This is a genomic window from Mesorhizobium sp. M1403, assembly GCF_040317695.1.
Lineage (GTDB): Bacteria > Pseudomonadota > Alphaproteobacteria > Rhizobiales > Rhizobiaceae > Mesorhizobium.
The window spans coordinates 35,234-52,972 of record NZ_JAMYKY010000018.1 but is presented as its reverse complement, the minus strand read 5'-3'; the positions used below and the strand labels follow the sequence as shown (position 1 = coordinate 52,972).

The window sequence follows — 17,739 nt, the reverse complement described above, 5'->3', positions numbered from 1 at the left end:
CTCAGACCGTGCGCAGGCGCGGCTTGAGCACGGCGATGCTTGCGCCGCGCCGGCTGGCGGTGCGGACTGCCGGAGCCGTGACGCCCGTCAACTCGCCGAATGTCTCGATCGGAGCCGGTTTGCCGAGGTAATAGCCTTGCCCGATCTCGCAAGCCTCGGCGTCAAGGAACTGCAATTCGCCCGGCGTCTCGATGCCCTCCGCCAGGACCGGCAGGCCGAGACCGCGTCCAAGCCCCAGCACGGCGCGGACGATCGCCGCGAACTGGCCGTTCTTGTCGACCGATTTGATGAACGACCCGTCGATCTTGATCTTGTCGAAGGGAAAGGCGCTAAGGTTGGACAGCGAAGAATAGCCGGTGCCAAAATCGTCCATCGCCACATGCACGCCAAGCGCCTTGACCTGCCTCAAGGTTGCCAATGCGCGGGGCATGTCCTTCACCAGGGCCGTTTCGGTGATCTCCAGTTCGAGCCTGCCGGGTGCGAGGCCGGATCTCGACAGTGCGTCGTGCACCTTGCGGCTGAAGTTCGGATTGTGAAGCTGCACGGCGGAGACGTTGACGGCGACCATCAGCGGATTCGTCCAGCGAACAGCATCGTTACAAGCCGTCGTCAGCACCCAGTCGCCGATCTGCGCGATGGCGCCACTGTCCTCGGCCACGGGGATGAAAACGGCCGGGGGAATGTCGCCCCGCTCCGGATGCTGCCAACGGACCAGGGCTTCGAAGCCGATCATCTTGCCGCTGCGGATTTCCTTCTGCGGCTGGTAGACGAGGTGGAACTCCTTGCGGGCGATCGCCTGGCGCAGTTCATGCTCCATCACGCGCTTGTCGCGGGCCGCGGTGCCCATGGCTATCTCGAAAAAACGATAGGTGTCCCTGCCCTCGGTCTTGGCGCGATGGAGTGCCGTGTCGGCATGGCCGATCAGGCCGGCCTGATCTTCGGCATCCAGCGGAAAGAAGGCGATGCCGATGCTGGCCGAAACAAGGCCGGAGCCGACTGAAACCCTGTTTTCCTCCCGGATCGCCGCCAGCAAGTCCTCGGCTATGCGGCCTGCGGCCAGGGGGTCGGGGAGGTTCGGAGCTAAGACGGCAAACTCGTCGCCGCCGAGACGCGCGAGCATCTGTCCGTGGCGCGGAATGCCGGAAATGCAGTGCGCCAGCTTCTGCAGCATGGCGTCACCGGCGCTGTGGCCGTAGAGGTCGTTGACTTGCTTGAATCGGTCGAGGTCAAGCAGCAGGAGCGCCAGATATCCATCCTTGCTGCCACGCTCCATCGAAGCGATTTCTGCTTCGAGCCGGGAAGAAAAGCTCCGCCGATTGGCAAGCCCGGTAAGTGGATCGAAATGCGCGAGACGGAGGATCTCTTCTTCCGCCTTCTTGCGCTCACGGATGTCGCGAACGGCAAGCACCGTATGAGGCCTGCCGCAGTAGGCGATCTTCCTGGCGATCAGCTCGACAGGAATTCTCGTGCCGTCGCTGCCCCTCAATTTCGTTTCTTGTGCCTGTTCGCCGAAGCCGGATACATCGGCTGCGCTCTGTCCATCGAACAGCTCGCCGAGTTGCATCGTGTTCAGGGTGGCTGTCGCCGTGCCCGTCAGTTTCGCCATGCTGTCATTGGCGCTGACTATGCGTGTGCCATCGCAAACGATCAGCCCTTCGACCGCGGCATTGGCGAGATCGTGCATGCGATCGGCCTCGAGCCTCTGCCGGCGAAAGCGCAGGTCGATCCACAGCGCGGCGCCTGACAGCACAAGGATTACCAGGCTGGCGACCGCTGCGGCAAAGGCCTGGGAAATGGGCTCGATGGAATGTTCGGATATTTCAATCGAGGAATCCGGAATGATCGACACCGCGCCCATCGCGATGAAATGCAAGCTGCAAATCGCCAGCGTCAAAAGCGCGGCGCCACCAAGTGTTGCGAGCGCGGACGGGCGGCGCAAGACGACAAGGAGCGCCATTGCCGCGAGCGTCCCGCCGGCCAGAAGCGATATCGCGACAAGGAGCAGGTTCCATACGATCCGGCCCTCGACCTCGAACGCCGCCATGCCGATGTAGTGCGTCGTCGCGATGGCACCACCGAGAATGGCACCGCCGACGAGGAAATGGTCGATGCCGCGGCGCAAGGTGGCAACCCACATCCCAAGCGCGGTCAGGATGACGGCGGCGGCAAGCGAAAAGGCGGATAATCCCGGATTATATGCGTTTGGTATTCCCGGCGTAAACGCAGTCATGGCGATGAAATGCGTCGCCCATATGCCGAACCCGGTCGAAGTTGCGGCGATCATTAGCCAGACAAGCCGGTTTCGGTTGGTCGATCGGCCGACGTGCTTAAGGAGATTTACTGCAGAGAAGCAAGAAATGCCGCAGACGAGGGCGGCAAGTGCGACCAGTCTCAGGTCGTGCTGACTTACAATACAATTATAGACCGTCAGCATCCTGGGTTCACTCGGTCTGCCAAATAACAGGGGAGGTGTGACTGATTAGCTCTTGGAGATTTTAACGAATGGTTAACCCGCGGGCCATGAGGCGGGCCTTTTCGGGGGAAAACCGATGCGCTCCGCCGAGAAGGCGGTGATGTAGTTCCTGGCGACGCTTTCGGTAGCGAGCGCACTTTAGCCGGAAGCGATGTTCATTGACCCGCAACAAAACCGTTGTCCGATTGTCATCAGCGCCACATATTGGCTTTGCGAGAGTGCCCCTTTCGCCAATGACAAACGGGAGATGAAACATGAAGTTCTTCGGCTTCGCGGCCGGTGTTGCCGCCACCTTGACCCTGCTTTCCACCACCTCCGCCTTCGCCGTCACGCAGATCAGCTGGTGGCACGCCATGACCGGCGCCAACGCCGAGGTCGTCGCCAAGATCTCCAAGGATTTCAACGCCAGCCAGAGCGACTATGAGCTCGTTCCGGTGTTCAAGGGCACCTATCCGGAGACGCTGAATGCCGGCATCGCCGCTTTCCGCGCCGGCCAGGCGCCCGATATCCTCCAGGTGTTCGACGTCGGCACCGGCGTGATGATGGCGGCCGAGGGTGCGATCAAGCCGGCGGCCGATGTGCTGACCAGTGCCGGGATGACCTTTGACAAGAGCCAGTATCTGCCCGGCATCGTCGGCTATTATTCGAAGCCGGACGGCACCATGCTGTCGTTCCCTTACAACTCCTCGTCGCCGATCCTCTACTACAACAAGGACATTTTCCAGAAGGCGGGCCTCGACGTGAACAGCCCGCCCAAGACCTGGAACGAGGTGTGGGAAGCTGCCAAGAAGATCAAGACGAGCGGCGCCGCCCCTTGCGGCTATACCTCGACCTGGCTGACCTGGATCCATCTGGAGAATTTCGCGGCGTGGAATGACGTGTCTTGGGCCACTCAGCAGAACGGCCTGGCCGGCGGCGATGTCGAACTCAAGATCAATGCGCCGATTTTCGTCAACCACTTCCAGGCGCTCGCGGACCTGGCCAAGGACGGCACGTTCAAGTATGGCGGGCGCACCTCCGAAGCCAAGCAGATATTCCTCGCTGGCGAATGCGGCATCTTCACCGAATCGTCGGGCGGCCTCGGCGATATCGTCAAGTCCGGCATGAACTATGGCATCGGCCAGCTTCCTTACGATAGCGACGCCAAGGGCGCACCACAGAACACCACGCCGGGCGGTGCCAGCCTGTGGGTGTTCGGCAACAAGTCGGACGAGGAATATAAGGGTGTTGCCGCCTTCTTTGCCTATCTGTCCAAGACCGATGTGCAGGAATATCTGCACCAGAAGTCGGGATACCTGCCTGTGACGCTCGCCGCGTACGAGGCGACCAAGAAATCAGGCTTCTATGACAAAAACCCCGGCCGCGAGACACCCATCCTGCAGATGACGGGCAAGGCGCCGACCGACAACTCGAAGGGCGTGCGCCTGCCGAATCTGCCGCAGGTGCGTGATATCCAGAATGAGGAGTTGGAGAAGATGCTGGCCGGCCAGCAAACCGCTCAGCAGGCGCTCGACAATGCGGTCACACGCGGCAACGCCGCGATCAAGGAAGCGCTGGAGAACTGACGAGATTATCTCGGTTAAAGCGCGTCGCGTTTGAATGGCCACATGCGACGCGCTTTAAGCTCTTGTTCTTATGCATGTCGTTACCCCAAAATCGCTGCGCACTTTTGGGCGACATGCATTAGTCGGTTGAAATATCGCCCACGCGAGCTCGCGTTGGCAACCCCTGGATAGCGAGGGAAATCAGCCTGTCTCCACGCGTCGTATTTCCCAACAAGATCCTGCCGTACCTGCTGGTGGCGCCACAACTCGCCATCACACTGGTTTTCTTCTACTGGCCGGCCGGTCAGGCGCTTTACCAGTCGATGCTCAGGCAAGACCCGTTCGGGCTGAAGAGCAGGTTCGTCTGGTTTGCCAATTTCCGGAAGGTGCTGGCCGATCCGGCCTACCTCAACTCGATCAAGGTCACGGTGGTGTTCTCGCTTGCGACCGCGATCGTTGCCATGGTTGTGGCCCTGCTGCTCGCGGTCATGGCCGAGAAGGCCGTGCGCGGCAAAGGCCTCTACCGCACACTGTTGATATGGCCTTATGCCGTGGCGCCGGCGATTGCCGGCATGCTGTGGCTTTTCTTGTTCAATCCTTCGATCGGCTCGTTGGCCTATTTGCTGAGAAGCCTCGGCATCGCCTGGGACCCGCTGCTCAACGGCACCCACGCCATGATCCTGCTGGTGTCGGCGGCTGCCTGGAAGCAGATCAGCTACAATTTCCTGTTCTTCGTCGCCGGCCTGCAGGCGGTGCCGAAAACGCTGATCGAGGCGGCGGCCATGGATGGCGCCGGCGAGACCAAGCGCTTCTGGACCATCGTCTTCCCGCTGCTTGCGCCGACAACCTTTTTCCTGCTGGTTGTCAACACCGTCTATGCCCTGTTCGACACGTTCGGCATCGTTCATGCCGTCACCGGCGGCGGCCCGGGCAAGACGACCGAGACGCTGGTCTACAAGGTCTACAATGACGGCTTCGTCAATCTGATCCTGGGTGACTCGGCGGCGCAGTCGGTCATCCTGATGGCCATCGTCATCGCCCTGACAGCCATCCAGTTCCGCTATGTGGAACGCAAAGTCCATTACGGCTGAGGGCAGCGATGATCGGCCAATCTCCGCTCCGCACCGTCATCGCCCATGCCGTGCTTATCCTTGGCATATTGATCGTGGCTTTTCCGATCTACTACACCTTCGTTGCCTCGACGCACACGCTGCAAACGATCCTCAGGCCGCCGCTGCCGCTGTTGCCCGGCGACCAGCTATGGAACAATTACAGCGAGGCGCTGTTCGGCGGCATTGGTCGTATCGGCGGTGTCAGCGTCGGCAGACTGCTCCTCAACACCACGATCATGGCGCTCGGCGTCGCGGTGGGAAAGATCTTCATCTCGATCCTGTCGGCCTACGCGATCGTGTTCTTCCGCTTTCCGCTGCGCATGACCTTCTTCTGGCTGATCTTCATCACCTTGATGCTTCCGGTCGAGGTGCGCATTCTGCCGACCTACAAGGTGATGGTCGATCTCGGCATGATCGACACCTATGCCGGCCTGATTATCCCGCTGATCGCCTCGGCCACCGCAACGCTGCTGTTTCGTCAGTTCTTCATGACCATCCCGGGCGAACTGGTCGAGGCGGCGCGTGTCGACGGTGCCGGTCCATGGCGCTTCTTTTTCGATATTCTGTTACCGCTGTCGCGGACAAACATCGCCGCGCTGTTCGTGATCCTCTTCATCTACGGCTGGACGCAGTATCTTTGGCCGCTGCTCGTTACCAACAGCAACGACATGAACACCATCGTCATCGCGCTGAGAAAGATGGTTTCCTTCGCCGATGCCGATACCCAATGGCACCTGGTCATGGTCACCGCGATGCTGGCCATCGTGCCGCCGATCCTCGTCGTGGTGCTGATGCAACGCTGGTTCGTGCGCGGCTTGGTCGAATCCGAAAAGTGAGAAGCCGATGGCGACCGTCGATCTGAAGGATGTCAAGAAGGTCTATCCCAGCGGCGTCGAAGCCGTGAAGGGCGTTTCCATCGCCATTCCCGACAAGGAGCTTTGCGTGCTGGTCGGCCCCTCCGGTTGCGGCAAGTCCACGCTGCTGAGGATGATCGCCGGGCTGGAGACCATTTCTGCCGGTACAGTCGCCATCGACGGCAAGGTGGTCAACACCATTGGTCCGACTGAGCGTGACATCGCCATGGTGTTCCAGAACTACGCGCTCTATCCGCATATGAAGGTCTACGACAACATGGCTTATGGCCTGCGCAACCGCGGTACGCCGAAGGACGAGATCGACAGCAGGGTGCGCTCGACAGCCAAGGTGCTGGAGCTTTCGGCGCTGCTCGACCGGCGCCCGCGCGAGCTTTCCGGCGGACAGCGCCAGCGGGTCGCCATGGGCCGTGCCATCGTGCGCAACCCGAAAGTCTTCCTGTTCGACGAACCGCTGTCCAACCTCGATGCGAAATTGCGCGGGCAGATGCGCGTCGAGATCAAGAATTTGCAGCGCTCGCTTGGCGTCACCTCGGTCTATGTCACCCACGACCAACTTGAGGCGATGACGCTGGCCGACATCCTTGTCGTCATGAACGCCGGCCTGGTCGAGCAGATCGGCGCGCCGCTCGACGTGTACGAGAAGCCGGCCTCAACCTTCGTTGCTTCCTTCATCGGCGCTCCGCCGATGAATCTGCTGGCCCTCACAGGGGCCTCTCCAGGCTCGGTACTGACGGACGGGACGGTGATTGGCTCGGCGCCTGGACAAAGCAAGGCGGTGACACTCGGCTTTCGTCCGGAGGATGCCGATATCACCTTCGCGGCAGAGGCGCCGGCCGGCGCGCTTGCGTTGCCGGCGACAGTGGAAGCAGTCGAGCCGGTCGGTGCCGAAAGCTTTCTCCACTGCGCGGCAGCCGGCAGCCGTATCGTCGTGCGCGTCTCAGGCCGCGCCAGCGCCAAGCCAGGCGACCAATTGCGCGTCGTGGCGAGGTCTGAAAAGCTGCACTGGTTCGATCAGGCCGGTAAACGGGTCGATTGAGGTTGGCTTCGTGCAAACCGTTCAGGCAAACACATGCGCCTTGCCCGACACGGTCAGCCGGACGATCTCGCCGATCGCCGGCGCGTCCATTCCCGGCTTGCGCAGGATCAACGGCGTGTTGCCGATGGCGGCAGCATCGGGCGGATCGGGGCTGTTCAAGAGACGCACCGCGATCGTGCACATCGAGCCGGCGAATTCCGATTCCGTCACCTCGCCGAACAGCATGTCCGGCGTGCCGGACATGCCTTCACGCGATGTCCGTTTCAGCAGCACCTGCTCCGGCCGTAGCATGATGCGGGCGACGTCGCGCCGCTCCGTGCTGTCGACGGCGATGCGGCCGAGCGGCGAGATGGCAAAGCCATCGGCGATCCTGGCCGGCAGGACGATGGCGTCACCGAGGAACTCGGCGATCATCCTGTCCTTCGGCTTGAAATAGAGCTCGCGCGGCGTGCCGACCTGCGAGAATTTGCCGTCGCGCATCACCGCGACCTGGCTGGCGAATGACAGCGCCTCGGCCTGATCATGGGTGACCAGGATGGTGGTGATGCCGGCCGTTTCGAGGAGCTCGGCCACGGCCTTGCGCATTGAGGCGCGCAAGCCGGTGTCGAGCGCCGAGAACGGCTCGTCGAGCAGCATCAGCCGCGGCTTCATGGCCATGGCGCGGGCGAGCGCGACGCGCTGCTGCTGGCCGCCGGAGAGTTCGTGCGGGCGGCGCTTCAGGATCCCTTTGTCCAGCCCGACGACATAGGCGAGCTCGGCGATGCGCTCGCTCCGCTTTTCCTCGTGACGGCCCATGCCGAACCCGATATTGGCGGCGATGCTCAGATGCGGGAACAGAGCGCCGTCCTGCGCCACCAGCCCGATGCCGCGGCGATGCGCCGGCACGGCCGTGTCGCCATCGGCCAGCACCTCGCCATCGAGCACGATGCGGCCCTGGTCGGGCGCCTCGAAGCCGGCGATCAGCCGCAGCAAGGTGGTCTTGCCACAACCGGATGGCCCGACGATCGCCGTACGGCTGCCGCTGGCCACGCTGAGGTCCACGCCGGCAAGTGCTGCCACGGGGCCGTAGTGCTTGTGGATGCCGCTAAGCTCGAGAAAGCTCATCGCCCGGCCATCCGCTTCGACTGGACGTAGAGCAGCCAGGTCAAAGGCAGCGACATCGCCACCATGATCAAGGCATAAGGCGCCGCCGACGCATAGTCGATCTCGCCGCTATAGGACCAGAACGCCATGGCCAGCGTGCGGGTGCCGTTGGGCGCCAGCATCTGGGTTGCGGTCAACTCGTTCATGATGCCGAGCGCGACCAATGCCATGCCGGCCGCGGCACCCGGCGCCGACAGGCGGATGGTCGTCGACCACAGCGCCTTGAGCGGCGACCGGCCGAGGCTGGAGGCGGCGCGTTCGAGCTCGACCGGCGCCTGTGCGATCGACGCCCTGAGGCTAATCAGAGCGCGCGGCAGGAACATCAGCGCATAGGCGACCAGGATGGTGAACAGGGTCTGGTAGAGCGGCATGGCGATACGCACGGCGATGGTGACCAGCGCCAGGGCGATGACAACCCCGGGCAACGCGCCGACGATATAGTTGCAGCCCTCCAGGACGCGTTGCAGCCTTCCCGGCGCGCGGATCGAAATCCACGCCATCGGCATTGCCGCGACGGTGGCGAGCAGCGCGCCTGCAATCGCCAGGAACAGTGTCTGACCAAGCGCCAGGCCGATCTCGTCGAGCCGCCAGACATCGGCGCCGCCGGCCATGAGCCAGCGACCGATAGTGACGAACGGCACCCCGAGCGCCAGCAGCGTGGTAACAGCGGGCAGCAGCAGGCAAGGAATGGTGGCGCGCCCAAGGCTCGTGCGCTGCTGGTGGCGCGCGGCGCCCGAGCCGACGCGGGCATAGCGTTCCTCGCCGCGCACCAGCACCTCCAGCCCGAGCAGCACGAAACAGCAGGTCACCAGGACGCCGGCCAGCATGTTGGCGGCCGGGCCGTTGAAGGTCGACTGGAACTGATCGACGATCGCCGTGGTGAAGGTGTCAAAGCGGATGAACACGTAGAGCCCGTATTCGGCCAGGAGGTGCAGGCCGACCAGCAGGGAGCCGCCGCAGATGGCGAGCCTGAGCTGCGGCAGTACGACACGCCGAAACACCCGCCACGGGCCGAGCCCGAGGGCTGCCGCTGCATCTTCGAGAGCCGGATCGAGCCGGCGCAAAGCTGCCGCCACCGGCAGATAGAGGAACGGGAAATAGGCGATGACGGACACAAGCACGCCAGCCCACAGGCCGTGCAGTCTGGGCACCATGGTGATCCAGGCGTAACTGTGGACGAAGGCGGGAATGGCGAGCGGCGCCACCGAGAGCCAGGCCCATAAGCGGGCACCCGGCAGATCGCTGCGCTCCGTCAGCCAAGCCAGCGCCACCGACAGCACGATCGAGATCGGCACCGCCAGCACCACCAGCAGGCTGGTGTTGACCAGAAGCTCGCCGACGCGCGGCCTGAACACCAGCGCCGCCACCGTTTCCCAGCCGGTCTGCACCGCCACCCAGACGATGAAGGCAAGCGGCAGCAGCGCGAAAAGCGAGATAAAGACGGCAGCCAACGCAATCCATGAGACCGACCAACGACGTGCCCGCACGGCCGTGGTGTCGGCCGGCAAGCCTGAAGGTGCGAGATCGATCGCAGACTGCATCAGATCAGACGTTGCGCCGGGTCCGCCCGGAGGCGGAAACGATCGGCGGCCGACAATGTGGCGAGCAGCTTGTGGTCATGGGCAAATGCCATTTTGAAAACAGAGCGCTCCCGCGGAAAGCGAATTCCCACAGGAGCGCAGTCGGTTGCCCTTTTAGGACGAACGCCGGCTAAAGCAAGCCGGCCGCCGTCATCAGGTCGGTCACCTTTTTCGAGTTCAGCGCCGTCGGGTCGACTTTCGGCGCCTGCAGATCGGCCAGCGGCACCAGCTTCGGATTGGACTCGGCGCCCTTGCCGACTGCGTATTCGAACGAATCGCCGGTTTTCAGCACGTCCTGGCCGCCCTTGCCGGTGACCCATTTCAGGAAAGCCTGGGCTTCCTTCGGGTGCTTGCTCGAGGCCAGCACACCGCCGCCGGAAACCGAGACGAAAGCGCCGGGGTCCTCGTGCTTGAAATAGTGCAACTCGACATTCTTGCTGTTCTCGCCGGTCTTGGCCTGATCGCCGTAGTAGTAGTAGTGATAGATCACGCCGCCTTCGACCTCGCCGGCATTGACCGCCTTCATCACCGTGCTGTTGCCCTTGTAGGCGGTAAAATTCTCTTTCATCGCCTTCAGCCAGTCGGCCGTGGCAGTCTCACCCTTGAGCTGCAGCAAGGCGCTGACGATCGCCTGGAAATCGGCACCGGAGGGCGAAGCGGCCCAACGGCCCTTCCAGCTCGGATCGGCGAGATCGAGCAGCGATTTGGGCAGCTGGTCGGCGGTCAGCTTGGTCTTGTTGTAGGCAAAGACGGTGCTGCGCGCGGCAACGCCGACCCATTTGCCGCTCGCCGGCTGGTACTCCTGCGGAACCTGGGCCAGCGTCTCGGCGTTGACCGGCGCGAACAGGCCGGCTGTCTCGACCAGCACCATGGCCGGTGAGTTTTCCGTCAGGAACACATCAGCTGGCGAAGAGGACCCCTCAGCAACGATCTGATTGGAGAAATCGCTGTCGCCGCCGTTCCGGACGGTGACCTTGATGCCGGTTTCCTTGGTGAATCCTTCCGCCCAGGCCTTGGTCAGGTTTTCGTGCTGGGCGTTGTAGACGACGATGCCCTCGTCCTCGGCTAACGCCGGGCCGGCGATCAGGCTGATTGCAAGTGCTGTCGCACCGGCAAGGGCGGAAAGAGCATATTTCATGGCATCGTCCTCGATTTCGATGGTCTTTGGCTTGGTATGCTGCACCTATCAATACATGACTAGCGCAGTCAACATTGCTGGCCCGCTCAATCGCTCAAAAGGAGCAAACTTTCGTGATGCCCAGCTAATTTGCCTTGGACATTATTTCGCCGGCCACGTAACAAACCAGCGCCGAGACGCGAATATCGGGGAGTGAACTCTTGTGAGCGGCAAGGACGAAGCCGAGCTTTCCCGGCTGCTGCGGGCCGCAATCGCCGGAGACGAAAGGGCCTATGCCGACTTTCTGCACCGGATCGCCGCCCTCGTTCGTGGCTTTGCCCGGCGCAAGATCGTGCAGGGCGGGGTCGATCCCGAGGACGTCGTGCAGGAAACCTTGCTGGCCATTCATGTGAAACGACATACCTGGCGCCATGATGCGCCGGTGCTGCCTTGGGTTTATGCAATAGCCCGCTTCAAGCTGATCGATGCGTTCCGGCGGCGCGGCCGGCGGATCGAGATCGAGATCGACGAAATCGCCGAGACCTTTGCCGAGCCGGAATCGGAGACGATCAGCGAGCGCGACGTCAACCGGGCACTCGACTGCCTGTCGCCGGCGCAGCGTTCGGTCGTCTCGGCCGTGTCGGTCGAAGGCCGTTCGATCGGCGAGACGGCGGCGAAATTCGGCATCAGCGAGACGGCTGTGCGGGTGTCACTACACCGCGGGCTTGCCGCCATTGCCAAACGGTTCGGGGCGGGGCGGGAATAGCATGAGGACCGAAGATCTTATCAAGGCGCTCGATGCCGATGTCCGCAGCAAGGCGCTGCCGCTGGGCGCCGCCTGGTTGCTTGCAACCGGCGCGGCCATCGTGATCGCGGCCGCGGTTTTCTGGCTGACGATCGGCCCACGTCCCGACATCGCATTTGCCATGCACACGATGCGGTTCCTGTCCAAATTCGTCTTCACGATTGCTCTAGCCGTCAGCGCCTTTGCCCTCGTCCGCGCGCTGTCGACGCCCGGTGCATCGACAGGGCGGGCGGCGAGCTGGATGATCGCCGCGCCGCTGCTGGTGATTATGGCCGTGATTCTCGAACTCCTCGTCGTGCCTGTGTCCGACTGGGGCACGCGCCTGGTCGGCACGAACATGGTCATCTGCCTGACCTTCATTCCGTTGATCGGCATCGGCCCGCTTGCCGTCTTTCTCGCGGTGCTGCGCCATGGCGCGCCAACAAGGCCGGTGCTTGCCGGTGCGACCGCGGGCCTGCTTGCCGGCGGGCTGGCGGCGACCTTCTATGCAGCGCATTGCTTCGACGATTCGCCGCTTTTCGTCGGCACCTGGTATGCGATCGCGATCGCCGGCCTTGCCGCGCTCGGGGCGGTCGGCGGACGGCTTTTCGTGCGCTGGTAGCGGTGGCGATCAGCGCGTCGGAACGGGATGCTCGCCGCGATAGTCGTAGAAGCCGCGCCCGGTCTTGCGGCCGAGCCAACCGGCCTCGACATATTTGACCAGCAGCGGGCAGGGGCGGTATTTCGAATCCGACAGGCCGTCATGCAGCACCTGCATGATCGACAAGCAGGTATCCAGCCCGATGAAGTCGGCAAGCTGCAGCGGCCCCATCGGATGGTTGGCGCCGAGCTTCATGGCGGTATCGATGGCGTCGACCGAGCCGACACCTTCATAGAGCGTGTAGATCGCCTCGTTGATCATCGGCAGCAGGATGCGGTTGACGATGAAGGCCGGGAAATCCTCCGAGACGGTGATCGTCTTGTCGAGCTGCTTCACATAGGTTTTTGCTGCCTCGAAGGTCTGGTCCTCGGTGGCGATGCCGCGCACCAGCTCGACCAGCTTCATCACCGGAACCGGGTTCATGAAATGTATGCCGATGAAGCGTTCCGGGCGGTCGGTCTGCGAAGCCAGCCGGGTGATCGAGATCGACGAGGTGTTCGTCGCCAGGATGGCCTCGGGGTTGAGTTGCGGGCAGAGCTGAGCATAGATCTTGCGTTTGACTGTCTCGTCTTCGGTCGCCGCTTCGATCACCAGATCGGCGCCCGCAAGGTCGGCCATGGCCGGCGCGGCGGAAATGCGCGCCATCGCCTCGTTGCGCAGCTTTTCCTCAAGTTTGCCGGAGCCGACCTGACGGGCCATGTTGCCGCTGACCGTAGCAATGCCCTTTTCGATGCGGTCGGGCGAAATGTCGTAAACCAGCACCTTGTAGCCCGCCAGCGCCGATACATGGGCGATGCCGCCACCCATCTGGCCCGCGCCGATGATGCCGATCGTCTCGATCTTGCTCATTACCCGATCCCGTCAAGGCCTTTGCGGCCTGCTTTTTGTGCAGTGCAAACTAAAAGGGCGGGGCGACTTCGTCTACCCCACCCCGCAGAATTTAATACGCTTTGGCAGAGGGCGTCAAAGCGCCTTTTGCAGTTCCGGCAGAATGACGAAGAGGTCGCCGACGAGGCCGTAGTCGGCGACTTGGAAGATCGGCGCTTCCTCGTCCTTGTTGATGGCGACGATGACCTTTGAATCCTTCATGCCGGCAAGGTGCTGGATGGCGCCGGAGATGCCGACGGCAATATAGAGATCGGGCGCCACCACCTTGCCGGTCTGGCCGACCTGCCAGTCGTTCGGCGCATAGCCGGCATCGACCGCGGCGCGAGATGCGCCGACAGCCGCACCGAGCTTGTCTGCGACCGGCAGGATGACCTCCTGGAACTTCTCGGAGGAGCCCAGCGCACGGCCGCCCGAAATGATGATCCTGGCCGAGGTCAGCTCCGGACGGTCGGTCTCGGACAGCTTGTTTTCGACAAAAATCGACAGGCCGGGATTGGCTGCCGCCTGAACCGTCTCGACCGGCGCGGAACCGCCCTCGGGTGCTGCCTGAAAGGAAGCAGTGCGCACGGTGATGACCTTCTTGGCGTCGCTCGACTGCACGGTCTGGATGGCGTTGCCGGCATAGATCGGTCGCTTGAAGGTGTCGGGCGACACGACTTCGATGATTTCCGATATCTGGGCGACATCGAGCAGGGCCGCGACGCGCGGCGAGACGTTCTTGCCCGACGAGGTCGCCGGCGCAATGATCGTGTCGTATGGCTCAGCAAGCGAAATGACGAGCGCCGCCAGCGGTTCGGCGAGACGCTCGGTCAGTTCGTCGGCGTCGGCGAGCAGCACCTTGGTGACGCCCTTGAGCTTGGCGGCGGCGTCCGCTGCCGGCTTGGCGCCCTTGCCGGCAACCAGCACATGCACGTCCGAACCGATCTGCAGCGCCGCCGAAAGCGCCTTGGCAGTCTGGTCGGAAAGCGCCGCGTTGTCGTGTTCGGCAATCAGAAGAATTGTCATTTTTGTTGTCCCTTCCTGGCCTTACAGCACGCCGGCTTCGTTTTTCAGCTTGTCCACCAGTTCGGCGACGCTCTTGACCTTGACGCCCGCCTTGCGGCCGCCCGGCTCCTCGGTCTTGATCACTTTCAGCCGCGGCTTGACGTCGGCGCCGTAGTCGGCAGGGCTCTTCTCGTCGAGCGGCTTCTTCTTGGCCTTCATGATGTTCGGCAGCGACGCATAGCGTGGCTGGTTCAGCCGCAAATCGGCCGTGACGATTGCCGGCATCTTCAGTTCCAGCGTCTGCAGGCCGCCATCGACCTCGCGCGTCACCGTGGCCTTGTCACCGTCGAGCACGATCTTGGAGGCGAAGGTGCCCTGCGCCCAGCCGAGAAGTGCGGCCAGCATCTGGCCGGTCTGGTTGGAATCGTCGTCGATCGCCTGCTTGCCGAGAATGACCAGGCCGGGCTGTTCTGCCTCTACGACCCCCTTCAGCACCTTGGCGACGCCCAGCGGCTCAGTCTGCTCGTCGGTCTTGACCAGGATGGCGCGGTCGGCGCCCATGGCGAGCGCCGTGCGCAAGGTCTCCTGTGCCTGCTGCGGCCCGATCGACACGACGATGATCTCTTCGGCCTTGCCAGCTTCCTTCAGCCGGATCGCCTCTTCCACCGCGATCTCGTCGAACGGGTTCATCGCCATTTTGACGTTGGCGAGTTCCACCGCCGAACCGTCCGCCTTCACCCGGACCTTGACGTTCGCATCCACAACCCGCTTCACGGGCACAAGGATCTTCATTTGCCTGTCACCTCTTTCACGATAGTCTCTTCACGCTCGCCGGGCGCGCTATAGCAGCGTGCACCTCTTCAGAGTTGTCGAAAGCCGACATTCCGGACGGAATTCTGGTCTTCGCCACGCCAGTAGGGTGGCGCTTCCGTAGTTGCGGCGACCCCGCCCGTCAATATCCCGGGTGCACTCGGATCCTCGGCGAAAGCACTCAAATCGGTTCAGTCCGGACCGGAAACGCTTCCCCGGCCCCAGCGCGGCGCCGGCTGCGCAGGTTGTGGGTCGCTTGGCTCCGGCTCCACGGCTACGGGCACCGGACCGGCGACCACGGCCGGCTCCTCGTCTGCGCCGGCGAGTAGCGGCACGCCGCGGCTGCGCAAGACAAGCACCAGCACGGCTCCGGCGATGATGCCGCCGATGTGGCAGGCCCAGGAGACCTGGTCCTCGCCACCCTGGGCAAACATGAAGATCTGGAACAGGATCCACAGGATGAGCGGGATGAAGGCCGGGATGCGCAACGGGATGCGGGCGAAGACCAGCACCCATACCTTCACACGCGGATAAAGGATCAGATAGGCGGCGACGACGCCGGCGATGGCGCCCGACGCGCCGATCAGCGGCACTTCCGAATCCCAGGCCACCAAGCCCTGGAAGAAAGCGCCGGCAATGGCGCAAAGCAGGTAGAAGACGAGATAGCGGACATGGCCGAGCGCATCCTCGACATTGTCGCCGAACACCCACAGGAACAGCATGTTGCCGCCGAGGTGGAAGATATCCGCGTGCAGGAAGGAATAGGTCAGATAGCTCAGGCTCTCCGGAATGACGACAAATTGCGGAGCGAGCTCGACGCTGTCATGCACAACCGACGGGATGAAGCCGAGGCCCAATACCGCGGCGTTGGCGAAGTCCTCGCCGCCAAGTGTTGTTACAAAATAGATCAACACATTGAGCGCGATCAGGCTGATCGTCACATATTGCAGCTTGATGTGCCGCAGCCGGTTGGTGTCGTAGAGCGGAATGAACATCGGGCCTCTCCCGCTTCCGGCGGATTCAGCGGTTCTTGCCGGGAATCCATAGCACGTCGGCATTTCCATTGTCATTGACCGCGCGTGCGGCGACGAACAGAAAGTCCGAGACCCGGTTGATGTATCTTATCGCCTCGCGATTGACGTGCTCGTCTGGATCTTGCGACAGCGCCACCATGATGCGCTCGGCGCGGCGGGCCACCGTGCGGGCGAGGTGAAGGGCGGCGGCGGCCGGCGTACCGCCGTTGAGTACGAAGGATTTTAGCGGCTCAAGGTCCTTGTTGAGGAGGTCGATGTCCTGTTCGATGCGCTCGGTCTGCGAGGCGATGATGCGCAGCGGCTCGTAGTCGAGCGGCTTGCCATTATCGGGGACTGCCAGATCGGCGCCGAGATCGAAAAGATCGTTCTGGATGCGGCCGAGCATCGCATCGATCGCCGGATTTACCGCCGCTGTATGGATGCGAGCCATGCCGATGCAGGCATTTGCCTCGTCAACCGTGCCGTAGGCGTCAATGCGAAGGTCGGATTTCAGCCGCCGCTCACCAGAGCCGAGGCCGGTGGTGCCATCGTCGCCGGTGCGCGTGTAGATCTTGTTGAGCTTGACCACGGGTTACCTCCCGGCTGGTGGCCGGTGCGTCACTTACGGGTGAAATACACCGCCAGCATGATCAGCACCAAGGCCACGAACTGCAACAGCACGCGCGTCTGCATCAGCTTGTTGGAGGTCATGCTGGAGCCGCCGCGCATCATGTTGATGAGGCCGCGGATCAGCACGATCACCACGGCGACCATAACGAGAACGGCGAGGATGTTGAAGACGGTTGCCATGGTGTGTTCCAGGTTGGATTGCGTTCAGGCGCGTTTGGCGAGCAGACGATAGAGTACCGAAGACGGCAGGATGCGTTTAAGGATCGCGCCGATCCTGGCCGGCACAGTTACCACATAATGCGGGCGCGGGCGCCGCGACAGAAGCGCATGGCGCAAGGCGGCATAAACCACCTCCGGCCCGGGCTTCAGCCGCGATGTGCTGCCGCCGGCCCGCAGCCGTTTGAGTTGCACAGCATAGGCGAGGCGATGGACTGAGTTCTCGTGATCGATGTTCGCAAGGAACCAGGGGAGGCTGTTGCTGGCGATCTTCGATTTCACCGCCCCCGGCTCGATCAGCGAAACATGGATGCCGCTGCCGAGCAGTTCTTGATAGAGGGACAGCATCAGCCCCTCGACGGCGTGCTTCGATGCCGAGTAAGCGCCACGGAAAGGCAGCGGCGCGAGGCCGAGGATCGATGAGCAATGAACGAGACGACCATGGCCCTGGCGGCGCATCACCGGTACGACACGGCGAGTGAGATCGTGCCAGCCAAAGACATTGGCCTCGAACTGCTGCCGCAAAGCTTCGATCGGCAGGTCCTCGACGGCACCGGGCTGCCCGTAGGCGCCGTTGTTGAAAAGGGCATCGAGCCGGCCGCCGGTCCGCTCCAGCACCGACGCCACCAGCGCCTCGATCGATCCGGGCTCGGTGTAGTCCAGATAAAAGGCCTCGATGCCGTCGGCCTCGAGCGTAGCGATATCTTCCGGCTTTCGGGCCGTTGCGAACACCCGCCAGCCTTCCTTCTTAAGAGCATGGGCGCAATAGGCGCCTATTCCGGAAGAGGCACCGGTGACAATGATGGTGCGCAACTCTTCTTCGGGAGGAATGGTGGTTTGACCGAGGGTTGTCATTTGCCGCAAACCCTTCCC

At 62.8% G+C, this 17,739-nt stretch carries 17 protein-coding genes; 6 read left to right on the top strand and 11 right to left on the bottom strand.

The annotated features are described in order from the left end of the window. Position 1: 1 nt before the first annotated feature. Positions 2 to 2,434 carry a bifunctional diguanylate cyclase/phosphodiesterase gene (locus NKH01_RS24670; protein ID WP_353022848.1) on the bottom strand — a complete coding sequence of 811 codons (2,433 nt, stop codon included), beginning with the start codon at positions 2,432 to 2,434 and terminating at the stop codon, positions 2 to 4. Positions 2,435 to 2,727: 293 nt separating this feature from the next. On the opposite strand from NKH01_RS24670, the gene ugpB reads away from it, so the two are divergent. The 4 genes from ugpB to NKH01_RS24650 all read left to right on the top strand — a co-directional run bounded on the left by ugpB (position 2,728) and on the right by NKH01_RS24650 (position 7,040). Further along, positions 2,728 to 4,038, top strand: coding sequence for a sn-glycerol-3-phosphate ABC transporter substrate-binding protein UgpB (gene ugpB / locus NKH01_RS24665; RefSeq protein ID WP_352847574.1), 1,311 nt, complete (start codon positions 2,728 to 2,730; stop codon positions 4,036 to 4,038). A gap of 185 nt (positions 4,039 to 4,223) precedes the next feature. Further along, positions 4,224 to 5,108, top strand: a complete 885-nt coding sequence (ugpA, locus tag NKH01_RS24660; protein ID WP_352483564.1) for a sn-glycerol-3-phosphate ABC transporter permease UgpA — start codon at positions 4,224 to 4,226, stop codon at positions 5,106 to 5,108. Between the two features lie 8 nt (positions 5,109 to 5,116). Continuing rightward, a complete protein-coding gene (gene ugpE / locus NKH01_RS24655) occupies positions 5,117 to 5,965 on the top strand; it encodes a sn-glycerol-3-phosphate ABC transporter permease UgpE (RefSeq protein ID WP_352817704.1) in 849 nt (282 codons plus the stop codon). Positions 5,966 to 5,972: 7 nt separating this feature from the next. Next, a complete protein-coding gene (locus tag NKH01_RS24650) occupies positions 5,973 to 7,040 on the top strand; it encodes a sn-glycerol-3-phosphate import ATP-binding protein UgpC (RefSeq protein WP_352847576.1) in 1,068 nt (355 codons plus the stop codon). Between the two features lie 21 nt (positions 7,041 to 7,061). Here the strand turns inward: NKH01_RS24650 and NKH01_RS24645 are convergent, their stop codons facing one another. The 3 genes from NKH01_RS24645 to NKH01_RS24635 all read right to left on the bottom strand — a co-directional run bounded on the left by NKH01_RS24645 (position 7,062) and on the right by NKH01_RS24635 (position 10,901). Continuing rightward, positions 7,062 to 8,144 carry an ABC transporter ATP-binding protein gene (locus NKH01_RS24645; protein ID WP_353022845.1) on the bottom strand — a complete coding sequence of 361 codons (1,083 nt, stop codon included), beginning with the start codon at positions 8,142 to 8,144 and terminating at the stop codon, positions 7,062 to 7,064. After that, a complete protein-coding gene (locus tag NKH01_RS24640; protein WP_353022844.1) occupies positions 8,141 to 9,724 on the bottom strand; it encodes an ABC transporter permease in 1,584 nt (527 codons plus the stop codon). Before NKH01_RS24640 ends, NKH01_RS24645 begins: the two co-directional genes overlap by 4 nt. A 169-nt stretch (positions 9,725 to 9,893) precedes the next feature. Continuing rightward, complete coding sequence (locus NKH01_RS24635) at positions 9,894 to 10,901, bottom strand: iron ABC transporter substrate-binding protein (RefSeq protein ID WP_352483525.1); 1,008 nt, start codon at positions 10,899 to 10,901, stop codon at positions 9,894 to 9,896. A 202-nt stretch (positions 10,902 to 11,103) separates the two neighbouring features. Here NKH01_RS24635 and NKH01_RS24630 point away from each other — a divergent pair, with 202 nt between their 5' ends. Together NKH01_RS24630 and NKH01_RS24625 are read left to right on the top strand one after the other, a co-directional pair. Further along, positions 11,104 to 11,646: a sigma-70 family RNA polymerase sigma factor gene (locus NKH01_RS24630; protein ID WP_352483526.1), complete on the top strand. Its 543-nt coding sequence runs from the start codon at positions 11,104 to 11,106 to the stop codon at positions 11,644 to 11,646. Between the two features lies 1 nt (position 11,647). Continuing rightward, complete coding sequence (locus tag NKH01_RS24625; RefSeq protein WP_353022841.1) at positions 11,648 to 12,286, top strand: NrsF family protein; 639 nt, start codon at positions 11,648 to 11,650, stop codon at positions 12,284 to 12,286. Between the two features lie 9 nt (positions 12,287 to 12,295). On the opposite strand, the gene NKH01_RS24620 is transcribed toward NKH01_RS24625, so the two are convergent. The 7 genes from NKH01_RS24620 to NKH01_RS24590 all read right to left on the bottom strand — a co-directional run bounded on the left by NKH01_RS24620 (position 12,296) and on the right by NKH01_RS24590 (position 17,721). Then, on the bottom strand, positions 12,296 to 13,174 hold the full coding sequence (locus NKH01_RS24620) for a 3-hydroxybutyryl-CoA dehydrogenase (RefSeq protein ID WP_023721073.1): 879 nt from the start codon (positions 13,172 to 13,174) through the stop codon (positions 12,296 to 12,298). 114 nt (positions 13,175 to 13,288) lie between these two features. Then, positions 13,289 to 14,218 carry an electron transfer flavoprotein subunit alpha/FixB family protein gene (locus NKH01_RS24615; protein ID WP_352817710.1) on the bottom strand — a complete coding sequence of 310 codons (930 nt, stop codon included), beginning with the start codon at positions 14,216 to 14,218 and terminating at the stop codon, positions 13,289 to 13,291. Positions 14,219 to 14,239: 21 nt separating this feature from the next. Further along, on the bottom strand, positions 14,240 to 14,989 hold the full coding sequence (locus tag NKH01_RS24610) for an electron transfer flavoprotein subunit beta/FixA family protein (RefSeq protein ID WP_023677947.1): 750 nt from the start codon (positions 14,987 to 14,989) through the stop codon (positions 14,240 to 14,242). 209 nt (positions 14,990 to 15,198) lie between these two features. After that, the gene (locus tag NKH01_RS24605; protein WP_353022839.1) at positions 15,199 to 16,002 is read right to left on the bottom strand and encodes a rhomboid family intramembrane serine protease; all 804 of its coding nucleotides are present in this window, start codon (positions 16,000 to 16,002) and stop codon (positions 15,199 to 15,201) included. A gap of 25 nt (positions 16,003 to 16,027) precedes the next feature. After that, positions 16,028 to 16,609: a cob(I)yrinic acid a,c-diamide adenosyltransferase gene (locus NKH01_RS24600; RefSeq protein ID WP_352847596.1), complete on the bottom strand. Its 582-nt coding sequence runs from the start codon at positions 16,607 to 16,609 to the stop codon at positions 16,028 to 16,030. 29 nt (positions 16,610 to 16,638) lie between these two features. After that, complete coding sequence (locus NKH01_RS24595) at positions 16,639 to 16,830, bottom strand: twin transmembrane helix small protein (protein ID WP_023677950.1); 192 nt, start codon at positions 16,828 to 16,830, stop codon at positions 16,639 to 16,641. 24 nt (positions 16,831 to 16,854) lie between these two features. Continuing rightward, positions 16,855 to 17,721 carry an SDR family oxidoreductase gene (locus tag NKH01_RS24590; protein WP_352641408.1) on the bottom strand — a complete coding sequence of 289 codons (867 nt, stop codon included), beginning with the start codon at positions 17,719 to 17,721 and terminating at the stop codon, positions 16,855 to 16,857. Between the last annotated feature and the right edge of the window lie 18 nt (positions 17,722 to 17,739).